Raw genomic sequence first — 15,215 nt, 5'->3', positions numbered from 1 at the left:
TCGGGTCGGGTCGGGCAGGTCGTTCAGGCCGGTGGATCAGGCCTTGTCGTCGACGAGGATGTAGCCCTCTTCACCGTGGACCACGGTGTCGATACCGGCGATCTCATCCTCGTTCTTCACACGGAATCCGATCGTCTTCTCGATCGCGAAGCCGATGATGAAGGCGAGCACGAAGGAGTAGATGAGGACGGAGAACGCGGCGATCGCCTGGACGAGCAGCTGCGAAGCGTCACCACCCATGAAGAGGCCCGTGCCGTTGGCGAAGAAGCCGAGGTACAGGGTTCCGATGAGACCACCGACGAGGTGGATGCCCACGACGTCGAGCGAGTCGTCGAAGCCGAGCTTGAACTTCAGGTCGATCGCGAGCGCACAGACCGCGCCGGCGACGACACCGAGGACGATGGCCCAGATCGGGTGCAGCGAACCGCACGCCGGGGTGATCGCGACGAGACCGGCGACGGCACCCGACGCGGCACCGACGGAGGTCGGCTTGCCGTCCTTGATCTTCTCGACCACGAGCCAGGCGAGCAGGGCTGCTGCCGGGGCCGCGATGGTGTTGACGAACACCAGTGCCGCAGTGCCGTCGGCCGCCAGTTCTGAACCGGCGTTGAACCCGAACCAGCCGAACCAGAGGAGACCGGCGCCGAGGAGCACGAACGGCGGGTTGTGGGGGACGTAGGCACCCTTCTTGAAGCCGACACGACGGCCGAGGACGAGCGCGAGGGCGAGGGCTGCAGCACCTGCGTTGATGTGGACAGCGGTACCGCCGGCGAAGTCGATGACGCCGACGCCGAAGACGTCCTGCAGGCCGTGCGTGATCCAGCCGCCGTATGCGAAGCTGCCGTCGTCGGCGAGACCGAAGTTGAACACCCAGCTCGCGACGGGGAAGTAGACGACGGTCGCCCAGATGCCGGCGAAGATCATCCAGGATCCGAACTTCGCTCGGTCGGCGATGGCGCCGGAGACGAGGGCGACGGTGATGATCGCGAAGGTGGCCTGGAAGGCGACGAAGGCGAGCGGCGGGTAGGCCGCTCCCTCAGGCGTCTCGAGGGCGGCGGTCAGGCCGATGTTCCCGGTGTCGATCGCCCAGGGGGCGACGGTGCCTTCGGAGCCGGGGAACGCGATCGCGTACCCGTAGAGCACCCAGAGGACGCCGATGAGGCCGAGTGCGCCGAAGCTCATCATCATCATGCTGATGACGCTCTTCGCCTTGACCAGGCCGCCGTAGAAGAACGCGAGCCCTGGCGTCATGAGCAGCACGAGTGCCGCTGATATCAGGATGAACGCTGTGTTTCCTTGATCCATTCGAGGTGCCTCTCCGCAGGGACGCGGCTGGAGCGCGTCGGGTGCGCCCAGCGTGACACCGACGTGTTTCCGATGGCCTGTGCCCGTGTTTCCGGCACGTTGCGGAATCGGCCGCTGCGTAAACAGCACGTGACGGATCGCTCGACGTACAGTGGGGGACGAACGGAAGGCAGCCCCGATGTCGACATCGAGCACACCCGAGGACGGCCCGCAGGTCGTCCGCAACGACGAGCGTCACGAGTACGAGATCCGGGTGGGGGAGCGCGTCGCCGGGATCGCCGGGTACCGGGAGGAACCGGGTCGCATCCTGTTCACCCACACCGAGATCGATCCGGACTTCGGAGGGCAGGGGCTCGGCAGCGTCCTCGCCGCCGCCGCGCTCGACGATGCAGTCGAGCGAGGACTGACGATCGTGCCGTACTGCCCCTTCATCCAGGCCCACCTCCGCAAGCACCCGGACTTCAGCGGCGAGGTGTCCTGGCCGGAGTGACCGGTCGTCATGCGGCGTGAGCTGGCCGTTCATCCGGGCCGAGCTCCGGCAGGTTTCGGACTTCAGTGGCGGGGTGTCCTGGCCCAGTGACCGGTCGTCACTCGGTGCGTGGCAGCCTGAGCAGGACGGCCTCGCACCGGTAGTCCTGCGAGCTCGCCATGTTCCCGCGGAACCACAGGAGCGAGACCGTCGAGGGGTCACCGGGTGCGACGATCGGACGCAGGTTGTCGACGTCCGAGTCCTCCGTGAGCGGCGTCCACGTCCAGGTCGCTCCGCCGTCGCCGGTGCGACCATGGAAGATCTCGTGGTGGGCGAGCGGCTGGTCGTCCCGAGGATCGATCGGCGTCGAGACGTAGAGCGAGTCGAGGTCGTCCGCGTCGATGGCGGCGAGTCCGGTGTAGTCCTGCTCGTGCGGGAGGAGGCCGGGGCCGGCGAGGGCGAGCGGGTGCACCTGCCAGGAGCCGCCGGGCGTGAGGCGGGCGAACAGGAACCGATGGTCCAGGACGGGCCGGAGGCGTTCGGTCGCCTCGTCCGGATGCGCTGGTCCGTCGTCGGCGCGGGCGGAGACGACGGCGGCCACGGTGCCGTCAGGGGCTCGTCGCACGTCGACGGTCCAGCAGTGGGAGAGTCGGTCGCCGGCCCAGGTGCCGCCGTCGGGCATTCGTGAGCCGGCGGCGACGAGGGTGGTGAGCTCGACCTGCGAGGGCGCGTCGCCACGCAACGGATGCGGGTCGACGACGGCGCCGTCGGTCCGGTGGAGCCCGTCGGCGTCGAGGAAGCCGTGGTAGACGCTGTTGTCGTAGTCGCGCGGGTGGTGGTCGGTGGTGATCAGGTCGATGCAACCGGGGGAGGAGACGTAGCGCGTGTAGCCGTTCACGTAGCCGACCTTCGGTCGGGTGAACAGCTTGCCGGCGTAGTTCCAGGTGTCGCCGTCATCGTCCGACACGAGCGCGCACTGGTCGTCGTTGACGGCGCGGGCGAAGCAGTACAGGCGGCCGTCGAGTTCGTGGAGGTTCGAGTAGGTCACGCCGAGTCCACCGGTGTGTGCGCTCCAGTCGAACGTCTGCTCGGGCCCCCAGTGGCGTGGGTCATCCGGTTCACTGATGCGCCAGCGGGTGAGGTCGTCGGTCTTGTGGCGGGTGTACATCGCGAGCCAGCGCCCGTCGCGCCGCCGCCAGAGAGCCGGGACGTCGTGATCGTCGGACTCGAGGCGTTCGTGCAGGACGACGATGTCGGCGGTGCCGGTGCTGAGGTCGACGACGGTGACCTCGACGTTGCCGCCGCGCTGCTCGCCGTCGACGCCGCCCGTTGACGCGATCGAGCCGACGACGAGGAAGTTCGATGTGGGATCGACGAGCGCGCGCTCGTCCTGGAACCAGCACCAGGCGGCGTTGTCGTTGACGACGGTCGGCGTGGTGGAGGTGTCGTTTCGGCGCAGCATCGCGACCTTCCGGGTGGGGTTCCGGACGAGGTTACCGGTGCGAGCGTGCGCCCGGCAAGCGCTTTCCGGAAGGTGACGCGGTTCGGAGCGCGCTCACCGGGGTGTCGCGACTCAACTGCCCTTCGACAGGCTCAGGGACCGAAACGAGCCCGATGCACCTCTCCCGGTCACTGAGCTTGTCGAAGTGCCCACGAGGAACCCTTCGACAGGCTCGGGGACCGATTCGTTCCCGGGTGCACTTTTCCCGGTCGCTGAGCTTGTCGAAGTGCCCACGAGGAACCCTTTGACAGGCTCGGGGACCGATTCGTTCCCGGGTGCACTTTTCCCGGTCGCTGAGCTTGTCGAAGTGCCCACGAGGAACCCTTCGACAGGCTCGGGGACCGATTCGTTCCCGGGTGCACTTTTCCCGGTCGCTGAGCTTGTCGAAGTGCCCACGAGGAACCCTTCGACAGGCTCGGGGACCGATTCGTTCCCGGGTGCACTTTTCCCGGTCGCTGAGCTTGTCGAAGTGCCCACGAGGAACCCTTTGACAGGCTCGGGGACCGATTCGTTCCCGGGTGCACTTTTCCCGGTCGCTGAGCTTGTCGAAGTGCCCACGAGGAACCCTTCGTCGGCGGGGTCAGAACGGTGCAGGGTCCGGTTCGGTCCGGTGGTGTTTGCCGTCGGGTGTCGTCCAATCGAGCACCCCGCCGGCCTGGTGGTCGAGGTTCCATCCGGGGAGGTGCTTCATCCGGTGGTGATGTCGGCACAGACAGGCAAGATTGCCGACATCTGTTGTGCCGCCGTCTTCCCACGCGACCGAGTGGTCGAGGTCGCAGGCTCTGGCTCGCCTGCCGCAGCCCGGTGCCCGACAGGTGCCGTCCCGCAGGCGGATCGCGCGTTGGAGGTCGGCCGGGACCCGGTACTGGTTGCGGCCGACGGAGAGGATCGCGCCGGTTTCCGGTTGGACGAGGATCCGGGTGAAGCTCGGTGCGTTCACCGCGATACGCGCGGCGGTCTCCGGGTCGATCGGGCCGTAGCCGTCCAGCGTGGCCGGGGCATCGCTGACACCGGCCATGCTCAGCGCCGGCACGGTGATGTGCACGGTCGGCTTGATGTGCTCCTGGACCTCGATCGGGTGAGGGAGCACCGAGCTCGACATGACGTCGTCAGGCGTGACGCCGCTGAGCGCGAGGGCCGCGAGGGCGTCCGCCTGCAGTTGGGCGCAGGTGCGGGTGTCGCCGGTCTGGCGTGATTCGGCGGAGGCTGCCTCGACGCGCTCGACGATGCCCTGGGCGATCGGTGCTGTGGTGAAGAGGTGCACCCAGGCCATGCCGTCGGCTGCGGGCTCGAACTCGACCCGGCGGTCGGCTTCGGAGCGGGTTGCGCGCGCCGTGATGGATTCCGGGTGGAGACGCTCCCGCAGGACACGGGCACGTTTCCGGAGGTTCGCGTTGGTCAGCTGCTCCGCGGCTGGCAACACCGCCTTCAGGAACGCCGCCCGTCCTGCGGTCGGTACGTCGCTGAGTTGGTCGATGATCGTCTGCGCGTGCCGCGCCGAGATGCGCCCGGCCTCAAGGGAGGCAAGCACGGACGGCGCATCGTTGACGAGGCGTTCGTCGTCATTCGTCGCCCGCTGGACCGTCCGTTCAGGTATTCGGGTCGCCATCGCCAACGCGGCGCAGGTCGAACGGCGTGAAAGTGCCTGACGCTCGGCCGGCGGGAAGATGGCCGGGACCGTGGCGTCTGCGAAGGCGTCGGCGTAGGCGGCAGAACGGGCGAGGAGCCGCGCCTCTCGTGCATCGAGGGCCGCCCGCAGCCGGTGGATTTCCGCGAACTCGTCCGAGAACTCCGCGAGCTGCGCGGCATACTCATCGCCAGCTCGAACTGCGGCGGAGGTGGTCTCGGTCATGGAACCAGTCCACCATGGACCACTGACATTCCAGATGCTGAGTTGCACCGGTTGGGGAACATTCTCGTGTGCCCTTCGACAAGCTCAGGGACCGGAAGAGGATTACTGGAGTGGGAGGTTCTCCGTGTGCCCTTCGACAGGCTCAGGGACCGGGAGAGGGGCGCCGGAGCGAGAGGTTCCTCGTGTGCTTTTCGACAAGCTCAGGGACCGGAAGAGGGTCACCGGAGCGAGGGGTTCCTCGTGTGCCCTTCGACAGGCTCAGGGACCGGGAGAGGGTCACCGGAGTGGGAGGTTCTCCGTATGCCCTTCGACGGGCTCAGGGACCGGAGGAGGTTGCTCAGGGACCGGAGGAGGTTGCTCAGGCTCCGGGGAGTGGAGCTCTGGAGCGGGAGGCCCTACGGGAGCCCTTCGACAGGCTCAGGGGCCGGAGGAAGAGTGCCCGATTCGTGGGCTGCGGCGTGGGCCCTTCGACGGGCTCAGGGACCGGAGGAGGTTGCTCTGGGACTGTCGGGGTTGCTTCTGAGACCGTCGGGGGTGCTCAGGGGCCGGAGGGGAGTGCTCAGCGATCGGAGGAGAAGCTCGGGACCGGCAGAGGGATCACCGAAATGCCGCGGAGCATGCCCGAAGTCGGTCGGTCGCGCAAGTTGTTCTGAGGTGGTCATGTGTTATGCCAGGATCTCAGTGACCGCGCACATCGATCGAAAGACGCCATGAGTTCCAACACCACCCCCGAATACCCCGCGACGCCGACGTACGGGCAGCCGTACGCGCCCGCTCCGATCCGCGGCGCCGCCTCCCCGGAGGACCTCACGCTCCCGCTGTACGGGGCGACCTTCCCGCAGGCCGTCAAGCGCTACCTCCGCAAGTACACGACCTTCACCGGCCGCGCCTCGCGGAGCGAGTACTGGTGGGTCACGCTGTTCATCTTCCTCGTCACGCTCATCCCGAACATCCTCTTCTTCACGGGTGTCGGGATCGGTGCGGTGTCGGCCGCCGCGCAGCGTGAGCCGGTCGTGTTCGACGGCATCACCAGCTCCAAGACGTACTACACCCAGCCCGGCATACTCGAGATCCCCGGAGCCGCTCCGCTGATCCTGACGGGCGTCGTGCTCCTCGGCCTCATCTGGCTGGCGACCATCGTCCCGAACCTGGCCCTCGCCTGGCGCCGCCTGCACGACGCCAACTTCCCCGGCCCGTTCTACTTCCTCTCGCTCATCCCCTCGATCGGTGGCCTCATCCTGTTCGTCCTCTTCCTCCTGCCCTCGAAGCCTGAGGGTCAGCGGTTCGACCTGGTGCGCTGAGCCGCAACCTGACGACCGGGCGGGCCGGTGTGGACGCGATCGTCCGCACCGGCCCGTTCTCCGTCTCGCAGGACGTGCGCGAACGCCTCAGCCGGCCGCCGCCACGTCGAGCACCCACGTGACGCCGAACCGGTCGGTCACCATCCCGAAGCCGGGGCTCCAGGCGGACGCGGCGAGCTCCTCGACGACCGAACCTCCGACGACGAGTCGGTCCCAGAACGTCTCGACCTCCGCGAGCGTCTCGCCGCGCACCGCGACGAAGCAGGACTGCTCGGTGAGGGTCGTCCCGTGCTCGCGGCGGGTCGTTCCGGTGCCGATCAGCGACGCCGCCGGAGCTCCGGGGCTGTCGTACGCCATCACCCGGAAGCCGTCCTCGGATTCGACCTGACCGAAGACGACCAGGTCGGCGCCCGGGGCGTCCTTCGGCATCCCGAAGTCGCTGTAGCTCGCGATCGTCGTCCGCCCGCCGAAGACGGACTGGTAGAACTCCAGCGCAGCGCGGGCGTCGCCCTGGAAGTTGAGGTGGGTCGTGGTCGTGATGCTCATGCGTGCTCCTCGAGTCGTGCCGGGTTCCTCCCGGTCGAGTACGACTGTCCCAGGTGTCTAGGACAGATCATGTCCTGCACTCGGACTACGCTCGCACCATGGCCTCACCGACCTCCAGACTCCTGCAGTTGCTCTCGCTCCTGCAGGCACGGCGCGACTGGCCGGGTGCCCTGCTCGCCGACCGGCTGGACGTCAGTCACCGCACGATCCGCCGCGACGTCGACCGGCTCCGCGAGATGGGGTATCGCATCGAGGCCACGATGGGGCCGGACGGCGGGTACCACCTCGACGCCGGGAGCGAACTCCCGCCGCTGCTCTTCGACGACGAGCAGATCGTCGCGCTCACCATCGCCCTCCAGACCGCAGCCGTCGCGGGATCCGGGTTCAAGGAGCCCGCGCTCCGAGCGCTGACGACCGTGAGACAGGTCCTGCCGTCGCGGCTGCGGCATCGACTCGACGCCCTCGACGTCACCTCGGTGCCCCGAGCCGGCGATGGACCGACGCCGCAGGTGGCCGTTCCGGTCCTCCTCGCGCTGTCCGCCGCCATCCGCGCACAGGAGGTCCTCCGGTTCGGGCGATCCGACGATGATCCGGAACCGCCTCGGCGCGTCGAGCCGCACCACCTGGTCACCTCCCAGGGGCGCTGGTACCTCGTGGCCTGGGACCTCGACCGCGACGACTGGCGGATCTTCCGCGCCGACCGCATCGTGCCGAGGACGCCGACCGGACCGCGGTTCCGTCCGCGTGAGGTGCCGGGTGGAGATGTGCAGGCGTTCGTGGCTGCGAGGTTCAAGGGATCCGAGCAGGCCGATGCCTGGCCCTGTGTCGGCACCGTCGTGCTCCACCTGCCGTTCGATGCGGTCCGGCCGTTCGTCGGCGACGGCACCGCCGAGCCCCTCGGCCCGGACCGCACGCGCTACACCGCCGGCGCGTGGTCGTGGGTGGCGCTCGCCGCCTCCCTGAACCGCTTCGACACCGACGTCGACGTCGTCGAGCCGCCCGAACTCGTCACCGCGTTCGCACAGCTCGCGGAGCGCAATGCCGCGACCGCACAGACGGTCAGCCGTGGAGCGCGTCGTCCGGCGGACCGAGACGCACCGCGGTGAACCGCACCGTGAGGCCGGCGCGCGTCGGGGCTGCACAGAACAGCCCCGCCTCGACGTCGGTCTCCGGGTCGAGTTGGGCGACGCGGACCAGTCGCCAGTCCTCGTCGTCCACCCGTGCGCGTACGGTCACGGCGTCACCGTCGCGGCTCGCGCGCACGGTGACCGTTCGTCCGAGCCAATCGGGGACCGGCGCCACCGACCAGTCGGAGGTCCCGTGCGTCACGACCGCACCGAGCTGGGCGACCCCGTCGGACACCTCGACCCCGGCCTTGATCCACGTCGACTCGGAGACGCGGAGGAACACCCCGGCCTGATCGAACTGCTCGGTGCCGTCGAGGACGAACGACACCTCGATCGCCGCCCGTCGCTGCATCGGCGCGATCAGCGCGTGCTCCGTGTCGTGGACGAAACCGTAGGAGGTGTGCCGCCAGGCGTCACTGCCCCGGGCGGCGGTGACGAGTAGGGAACCGTCCGGCTCCGTCGTCACCGCCGCAGGGGCCGTCGTCCAATGTCCGTGTTCGACCAGGTTCTGCAGATCCATCCGTCCATCCTGACGTATGGATGCAGCATGCGATGGCGCGAGAGCGCGTCCGACCCCTCAGGCAGGCGACCTTTGTGCGGAGCCGCCGGTACGGTGTCGCCTCGTCACGATCAGGTACACCGTCACGATGAGGACGACGTGGACGGCCGAGTTTGAGGCGCCGAAGGTGATCCAGCCCTCGAGCCACTTCGCCGGACCCTGATTCAGGTCCAAGAGGGAGAACCGTCCGACGAGGAGGGCGACGCCGACGGCGATCTGCACGAGCGTTCCGGTGCCGAAGCCGAGTCGCAGGAGGCGTTGCGCGTCCGACCCCGGGGTCCCGCGTCGCATGAGGATCCACAGCACCGCTCCGCTCGCCATGGCGATACCGAGCACCTGCAGGAGGCCTGCGTTCGGTTCGGTGACGGCCGTCAGGGTGTTGCTGAGGTCGAACACCGCGCCACCCGCGAGACCGGCGATCTGGATCGACAGCACGCCGACCAGGGAGACATAGACCAGGCTCAGCGCGAGCCCGATCGCGTACGACGCGGCGTTCTTCACGGGATCCCCATCTCCTGTCGTCCGGCGATCCTGCCGGAAGGAACGTCAAGCCTACCGAGCGCACCCGTCGGACGCGGGCGGGCACCGTCGCCGTGCCCGCTCGCGCTCGCCTCAGATCGCCGTGCCGAACTCGCGGATCGTGATCGCCGAGGCGGTCAGTGGCCCGCCATCGGTGTAGAGCGAGATCCCCGTGTCGCCCTCGGCGAAGTGCACCTGCTGCGAGACGACGGTGTGACCGGCGTTGACGAAGACCTCGACGCTCTGCGTGTCGACGAAGACCCGCAGATGGACCGAGCGTGCAGCCGCGTCGATCGGTGCTGCGGCCCGGGTGTACGGCTGCAGCGAGAAGCCCGCCAGGTCGGACGGTGCGCGGTCGACGTAGAGCTCGGCCCCGGCTTTCCCGATGTTGGTGTGGCGAGAGCCGTCCGCAGACCGCCCGACGGAGAGACCGACGTTGGTCGCGGTGTCCCAGGTGAGGTCGAGTTCGATCTCGTACGCCCGGCCGCTCCAGGGCAGGACGGCGCTCCCGGTGACGGTCTGGCCCGGGAGGGAGACGGTGGAGGTCGCATACCCGGCCAAAGCGTCCACGGGTGAACTGAGCAGGCTGTACCGACCACCGGACTGCGCCTCGAGTCGCAGCTCCCGGACGACGGAGTTCTGGCCGTTGTAGCCGTCCGAGGCGTCGGTGGGGACGTCGCGGGCCGCGTACTTCCAGTTGTTCATCCACGCGATCGCGAGCCGGCGGTCGTCGGGCGACTCCGCCTTCGGCCAGGTGACGGCGGCGTACCAATCCCAGCCCCAGTCCAGCCACTGCGGGGTGAGGTCGTCGGCGGTGAACCGCGTCCCGTCCCACGTGCCCGTCCAGTAGGCGTAGGTCATCGGCAGGCCGATCGAGTAGGCGTCCATGCTGGCGCCCAAGACCCAGTGCCAGCTGCCGTCACCCGCTCGCATCTGGAACAGGTCCGGGCATTCGATGCCGCCGAGGTCGTGGTTCGGGAAGTCGAAGTTGTGCTGCAACTGCCAGTTCGTGAGATCGGGCGAGGTGTAGAAGGCCGCGTAGCGCGCCCGGCCGATGACGCACACCCACTCGTTCCTGGCCGCGTCCCAGTGGACCTTCGGGTCCCGGAACCACTCGGCGTTCTCGATCTCCGCCGTGGTCTGGGCCGCACGTCCGTCGGTGTTCACGATCACCGGGTCGGGGAGCATCGTGAACGTGAAGCCGCCGTCCGTCGACCAGTAGAGGTACTGCTCCTGGTACTTCCGGACGCCGTCCGTGGGCTGCGTCGCGAGGGCGATGACCGCACCCGCCCCGAAACCGGCGGTGTTCGCGGTGTCGACGACGGCGGATCCCGACCACACCGGGAAGTCCGGCTGCAGGGGCATGACGGTCCCGTGGTGGGTGAAGGCGACGCCGTCGGTCGTCGTCGCGTGATCCCAACCGCCCGGACCGTTGTTCTGGCCGGAGTGCAGGTAGTACAGCTGGTAAGCGCCGTTCGTGAACACCGGTCGTTGCGGGTCGCAGAGCCACCCCGACGGCGGCGTCATGTGGAACACCGATCTGAGGGAGGCCTGCGCCTGGGCGGTGGTCTGCGCCTGGGCGGCGAGGGGTGTGCTGGCACTCGCGAACAGAGCGAGCGCCCCGAGGCCGGCGCCCTGGAGGACGGTCCGGCGGGAGAGGTCGTGCGTCATTGCGGTTCCTTTCGTCGATGCCGCGGGCGCGCCGAAGGCACCCGTGGCGGGGATGGTGCTGGATCGTGCGGTGGAGGAGTGCTCAGGCGAGCGCGTGCACCTGGTCGATGGCGGGCGCCCGGTCGAGAACGGCGACGGCCACCGAGACGGGACTGGCGCGTTCACTCGCGAGGGTCAGCGTCGGTCGACCGCTCCCGAGGAGGACGAGGTCGGAGACGGTGGCGAGACCGCCGTCGACGAACAGCTCGAGCAGCGGGCCGTCGAGGCTGAGGAGAAGCCGAGCCGGACGGTCGCCGGCGAGCGGGACGATGCTCGTGGAGGCGAAGTCGGGGTGCACCGTGTCCATGGCACCGCCCGACCGGGCGACGGAGAGTGACGCCGCCGCCGGGTCGTGGACGATGAGGGCCACCCCGTCGGTGTCGGCCGTCAGTCGGAGCCGCAGCTCACCGGTGATCGACGGATCCCAGTGCAGCTCGACCACGCCGTCGCCGTCGAGCACCAGGTCGACGGCGTCCGAGGACACGGCGACGGTCGTCGGGTCGATCGCGGCCAGTCGTTCCTTGACGAAGGCCGGTGGCCCCTGCACGAGTCGCTGCTCGCCGTCGACCGTGGTCAAGGACAGGCGTCTCGGGAGCGACATCGCGCCCCGCCACGGCGAGGCTGGGAGATCGGCGGCGTAGCGCCAGTTGCCCATCCAACCGAGGATCACCGCTTCACCGTCCGGAGCGCGGTCGAACCCGACCGCCGCGTAGAAGTCCCGACCGTGGTCGAGCCGCTGCAGCTCGGCCCGCTCAGGCGTGAACACCGAGCCGTCGAAGTCGCCGACGAGATAGCTCATCGACGACCCGTCCGGGTCCTGCGCGTCGCCGACCGGGTTGGTGCTGAGGAGCAGGACCCACCGGATCTCGTCCGGGCGGCCGTCGACCGCGAGCGGGATGAGGTCGGGGCACTCCCACACGACGCCGGTGGGACCGAACGGACCGACGGTGCTGACGTGCTCCCAGGTGCGGAGGTCGGTGGAGGAGTACACGAGGACCTGACGCTCCACGGCCTCCACCGTGAGCATGATCCAGCGGAAGCCTGCGGCGTCCTCGTACCGGATGATCTTCGGGTCGCGGAACGCGTGCGAGCCGCGGTCGAGGATCGGGTTCTCCGGGTCGCGCTGCCAGGTGAGCCCGTCGTCGTCACTGGTCGCCCGGGACTGCGCCTGCCGACCGTCGGTGGACACGCTCGTGTAGTACGCCGTGAGGCGTCCGTCGGGACCCGCGGCGACCACGGATCCCGAGTACACCTGCTCCTCGGCGGTGTACCGCAGGGCGACCGGATGCTCGTCCCAGTGCTGCAGGTCGACGCTCGATGCATGGCCCCAGCTCATGTTGCCCCAGTCGCTGCCCTCCGGGTTGTACTGGAAGAACGCGTGCCACCGCCCGCGGTGGAAGACCAAGCCGTTCGGGTCGTTCATCCAGTTCCGCTCCGGCGTCAGGTGGAAGGCGGGCCGTGGAAGGGTCTGCTGCTCGTCGTGCACGGTCGCGCCCTCAGACGGAGTGCCGCGGGACGGCCGGGCAGGCGATGAGCTGCGGCCCGGCCGGCAGCGCGGCGTCGAGACCGAGCAGCCGACGGACACCGGCCGCCCCGAGCTCGTAGTGGGGGAGGGCGACCGTCGACAGCGGCGGCCGGAGGTGTGCGGCGATGACGTCCTGGTTGTCGAAGCCCATGACGGCCATGTCGTCGGGGATCCGCAGTCCGCGCTCGCGCAGGCCGTCGTAGAGTCCCATCGCCACGCGGTCGTTGTGGCAGAAGACCGCGGTGGCGCCCGAGTCGACGACCGCCGTGGTCGCCGCGTATCCGCCCTCCTGCTCCGGTGAGGCCGGGAACACGAGGGCGTCGTCGAACGCCACCCGCGCCGCCTGCAACGCCGATCGGTATCCGGCGAGCCGGCCGGTCTGTGCCGGTGAGGGGGTCGTCGTGTTGACGAACGCGATCCGTCGGTGGCCGGCCGCGAGCAGCGCCTCGGTCGCGGTCCGCCCGCCCTGCTCCTCGTCGGGGACGACGGCCGGGAGTCCGCTGCCCGCGGCGTAGCAGTCCACGAGCACGGTGTCGGTCTGGAGGAGTGCCTCCGGCACGGTGATCTCGTGGTGGAACCAGGTGGAGTAGAGGATCCCGCGGACCTGGTGCTCGAGCATCATCGCGATCGCCTCATCCTCGGCGGCCGTGTTGCCGTCGGTGTTGGCGACGAGCAGGACGTAGCCGTGGCGCCACGCCTCGTCCTGGGCGCCGTGGATGATCTGGCCGGCGAACGGGGTCGTCGCGATCGCGTCGGCGACGAGGCCGATGAACCGGGAGTGCCCCTGGGACAGCGTCTTGGCGAGGGCGTTCGGCCGGTAGCCGAGCTCCGCCACCGCCTCGTGCACCCGACGTTTGGCGTCCTCGCCGATCCGCGACCCCGGCTTGTCGTTGACGACGTGGGAGACGGTCGCCACGGAGACGCCGGCGGCCTTCGCGACGTCGCGCATCGTGATGCCCGAGGTGTTCTTCGGGTGGTCCGCGCCGGGCTTCGGCTGGTCGGTGCTGCTCATCCCTTGGTCGCTCCGCTCTCGAGGCCGCTGATCATCGCTTTGTTCAACACGAGGAACACCAACAGCAGCGGTGTGACCGTGACGCAGACGGCGGCGAACGTCGCCGTCCAATCAGTGTTCCCCATCGCCCCGATGTAGTTCTGCAGGCCGAGCGGGATGGTCTTCAATCCGTCGGAGAGCACGAAGGTGTTCGCGAAGATGAAGTCGTTCCAGATGAAGATGCTGTTGACGAGCACGACGGTGATGATCGTGTTGACCGAGAGCGGGAAGGTGATCTGGCCGAAGATCCGGTACGGACCCGCCCCGTCGAGCGACGCGGCCTCGTACATCTCCCTCGGGATGTACTCGTAGAACGACGAGAACAGGTACACCGCCATCGGCAGGGCGAACGCCGCCAGCGGGATGATCATCGACAGGTGGGTGTCGAGCAGGCCGACCTGCGAGTAGTCGATGAACAGGGGGACGAGCGCGATCTGCACGGGCACGATGATGCCGAGGAGGAACAGACCGCGCACGAGCCCGCTGAACCGGAACCCGAGGACCTGGAGCGCGTACGCCGCCATCATGCCGGCGATGACGATCAGGACACTCGACCCGAGGGTGACGATCAGGCTGTTGACGATGTTCAGCCCGAGGTTGCCGGTCGAGAACGCCCGCGCGTAGTTGTCGAGCGTCCACTCGGACGGCAGCGCGAAGGGGTTGCCGCCGGCGAAGTCCGCCGCCGTCCGGAAGCTCGTGAGGAGCAACCAGACGAGGGGGTAGACCTGGACGAGCACGATCGCGACGACGGTCACGGTGAGGATCGTCCGCTGCACCCGCACGCGTGGGGTGTGCCGGGGTTTCCGCTTCGGTGCCGGTGCCGCCGGGGGCGCGACGTGTTCGGTCGGCCGGGCGGGGAGGGTGGCGGTCATGACTTGTCCTTCCGTCGGAGCAGCAGGAAGATGAGGCCGACGGCGACGAGACACTCGACGACGATGAACATGGAGATCGCGCTGGCGTAGCCGTAGTCCGTGTGGACGAACGCCGTCTTGTACATGTACGTGGTCAGCAGCTCGGACGACTGGCCGGGCCCGCCGTTCGTCAGCAGGTACGGGATGTCGAAGCCGCGGAGGGCGAAGGTCGTCGCCATGACCGTCGTCGTGATCCACACCGGCCGGATGTACGGGAAGCGGATCCGCCAGAAGATCTGCCACCAGGAGGCGCCGTCCAGCCGGGCGGCCTCCTCGAGGTCGCGGGGCACGGCCATGAGGGCGGCGTAGATGATGAGCATGTACAGGCCGGTGAACCGCCAGCCCTCCGGGATCGACACGGCCGCGAGGACCGTCTGCACGTTCGACAGCCAGGCTGTCTGGAGGTCGCCGAGTCCGACCCACGCGAGCAGCTGGTTGATCAGCCCGACCGGTTCGAGCGCGTACAGCCGCTGGAACAGGATGGCGATCGCGACCGTCGAGATGACCGCGGGCAGGAGGTACAGCGTCTTGACGAGCTCGCGGGCCCGGGGGAGGGCGGTGAGCAGTCCGGCGACGAGGAGCGCGCCGCCGAGCTGGAGCACCAGACAGATCGCGAGGTAGCCGAGGGCGTTGCCGAAGGAGGTCCAGAAGACGTCGTCCCGCGTGAGCATCTTGACGTAGTTGTCGAGTCCGACGAACGCCATGTCCGTGATGCCGTCCCACGAGAAGAGGCTGAGGAACAGCGACTGCACGATCGGCAGGAGTACCGCGACACCGTAGAGGACGAGGGGCGGCACGAGGAACACGAGCACCGACAGCGTCGACCGGCGGGGCAGCAT

General features: G+C 68.8%; 14 protein-coding genes. 3 read left to right on the top strand and 11 right to left on the bottom strand.

Features of this window, described 5'->3' with window-relative positions; translation table 11 throughout:
• Positions 1 to 36: 36 nt before the first annotated feature.
• Positions 37 to 1,305: an ammonium transporter gene (locus B9Y95_RS13275; protein ID WP_085512342.1), complete on the bottom strand. Its 1,269-nt coding sequence runs from the start codon at positions 1,303 to 1,305 to the stop codon at positions 37 to 39.
• A 178-nt stretch (positions 1,306 to 1,483) separates the two neighbouring features.
• Between B9Y95_RS13275 and B9Y95_RS13270 the strand changes: the two genes are divergently transcribed.
• Positions 1,484 to 1,795 carry a GNAT family N-acetyltransferase gene (locus tag B9Y95_RS13270; RefSeq protein ID WP_085512888.1) on the top strand — a complete coding sequence of 104 codons (312 nt, stop codon included), beginning with the start codon at positions 1,484 to 1,486 and terminating at the stop codon, positions 1,793 to 1,795.
• 97 nt (positions 1,796 to 1,892) lie between these two features.
• Here B9Y95_RS13270 and B9Y95_RS13265 read toward each other — a convergent pair whose 3' ends face one another.
• Together B9Y95_RS13265 and B9Y95_RS13260 are read right to left on the bottom strand one after the other, a co-directional pair.
• Complete coding sequence (locus B9Y95_RS13265; RefSeq protein WP_085512340.1) at positions 1,893 to 3,236, bottom strand: BNR-4 repeat-containing protein; 1,344 nt, start codon at positions 3,234 to 3,236, stop codon at positions 1,893 to 1,895.
• A gap of 619 nt (positions 3,237 to 3,855) precedes the next feature.
• On the bottom strand, positions 3,856 to 5,127 hold the full coding sequence (locus B9Y95_RS13260) for an HNH endonuclease signature motif containing protein (protein ID WP_085512338.1): 1,272 nt from the start codon (positions 5,125 to 5,127) through the stop codon (positions 3,856 to 3,858).
• Positions 5,128 to 5,837: 710 nt separating this feature from the next.
• Between B9Y95_RS13260 and B9Y95_RS13255 the strand changes: the two genes are divergently transcribed.
• Positions 5,838 to 6,428 carry a DUF805 domain-containing protein gene (locus tag B9Y95_RS13255; RefSeq protein WP_085512336.1) on the top strand — a complete coding sequence of 197 codons (591 nt, stop codon included), beginning with the start codon at positions 5,838 to 5,840 and terminating at the stop codon, positions 6,426 to 6,428.
• Between the two features lie 87 nt (positions 6,429 to 6,515).
• Here the strand turns inward: B9Y95_RS13255 and B9Y95_RS13250 are convergent, their stop codons facing one another.
• Positions 6,516 to 6,974 (bottom strand): VOC family protein, encoded by a 459-nt coding sequence (locus B9Y95_RS13250; RefSeq protein ID WP_085512333.1) that lies wholly within the window; start codon positions 6,972 to 6,974, stop codon positions 6,516 to 6,518.
• A gap of 98 nt (positions 6,975 to 7,072) precedes the next feature.
• Here B9Y95_RS13250 and B9Y95_RS13245 point away from each other — a divergent pair, with 98 nt between their 5' ends.
• Positions 7,073 to 8,080, top strand: coding sequence for a helix-turn-helix transcriptional regulator (locus B9Y95_RS13245; RefSeq protein ID WP_085512331.1), 1,008 nt, complete (start codon positions 7,073 to 7,075; stop codon positions 8,078 to 8,080).
• Here the strand turns inward: B9Y95_RS13245 and B9Y95_RS13240 are convergent.
• The 7 genes from B9Y95_RS13240 to B9Y95_RS13210 all read right to left on the bottom strand — a co-directional run bounded on the left by B9Y95_RS13240 (position 8,034) and on the right by B9Y95_RS13210 (position 15,215).
• The gene (locus B9Y95_RS13240) at positions 8,034 to 8,621 is read right to left on the bottom strand and encodes a DUF1349 domain-containing protein (RefSeq protein ID WP_085512328.1); all 588 of its coding nucleotides are present in this window, start codon (positions 8,619 to 8,621) and stop codon (positions 8,034 to 8,036) included. The two genes, B9Y95_RS13245 and B9Y95_RS13240, sit on opposite strands and share 47 nt — an antisense overlap.
• A gap of 57 nt (positions 8,622 to 8,678) precedes the next feature.
• Positions 8,679 to 9,161 carry a hypothetical protein gene (locus B9Y95_RS13235; RefSeq protein ID WP_085512326.1) on the bottom strand — a complete coding sequence of 161 codons (483 nt, stop codon included), beginning with the start codon at positions 9,159 to 9,161 and terminating at the stop codon, positions 8,679 to 8,681.
• A gap of 111 nt (positions 9,162 to 9,272) precedes the next feature.
• Positions 9,273 to 10,850 carry a glycoside hydrolase family 32 protein gene (locus tag B9Y95_RS13230; RefSeq protein WP_085512325.1) on the bottom strand — a complete coding sequence of 526 codons (1,578 nt, stop codon included), beginning with the start codon at positions 10,848 to 10,850 and terminating at the stop codon, positions 9,273 to 9,275.
• Between the two features lie 82 nt (positions 10,851 to 10,932).
• On the bottom strand, positions 10,933 to 12,375 hold the full coding sequence (locus B9Y95_RS13225) for a glycoside hydrolase family 32 protein (protein ID WP_085512324.1): 1,443 nt from the start codon (positions 12,373 to 12,375) through the stop codon (positions 10,933 to 10,935).
• Positions 12,376 to 12,385: 10 nt separating this feature from the next.
• Positions 12,386 to 13,426 carry a LacI family DNA-binding transcriptional regulator gene (locus tag B9Y95_RS13220; RefSeq protein WP_085512323.1) on the bottom strand — a complete coding sequence of 347 codons (1,041 nt, stop codon included), beginning with the start codon at positions 13,424 to 13,426 and terminating at the stop codon, positions 12,386 to 12,388.
• On the bottom strand, positions 13,423 to 14,337 hold the full coding sequence (locus tag B9Y95_RS13215) for a carbohydrate ABC transporter permease (protein WP_085512322.1): 915 nt from the start codon (positions 14,335 to 14,337) through the stop codon (positions 13,423 to 13,425). The genes B9Y95_RS13220 and B9Y95_RS13215 overlap by 4 nt, the downstream gene beginning before the upstream one ends.
• Positions 14,334 to 15,215: a carbohydrate ABC transporter permease gene (locus B9Y95_RS13210; RefSeq protein ID WP_056013507.1), complete on the bottom strand. Its 882-nt coding sequence runs from the start codon at positions 15,213 to 15,215 to the stop codon at positions 14,334 to 14,336. Before B9Y95_RS13210 ends, B9Y95_RS13215 begins: the two co-directional genes overlap by 4 nt.

Origin of the sequence: Plantibacter flavus (genome assembly GCF_900177615.1) — a bacterium.
GTDB lineage: Bacteria > Actinomycetota > Actinomycetes > Actinomycetales > Microbacteriaceae > Plantibacter > Plantibacter flavus.
The sequence above is the reverse complement of the archived record's forward strand: the minus strand, read 5'-3'. Positions and strand labels throughout refer to the sequence as shown.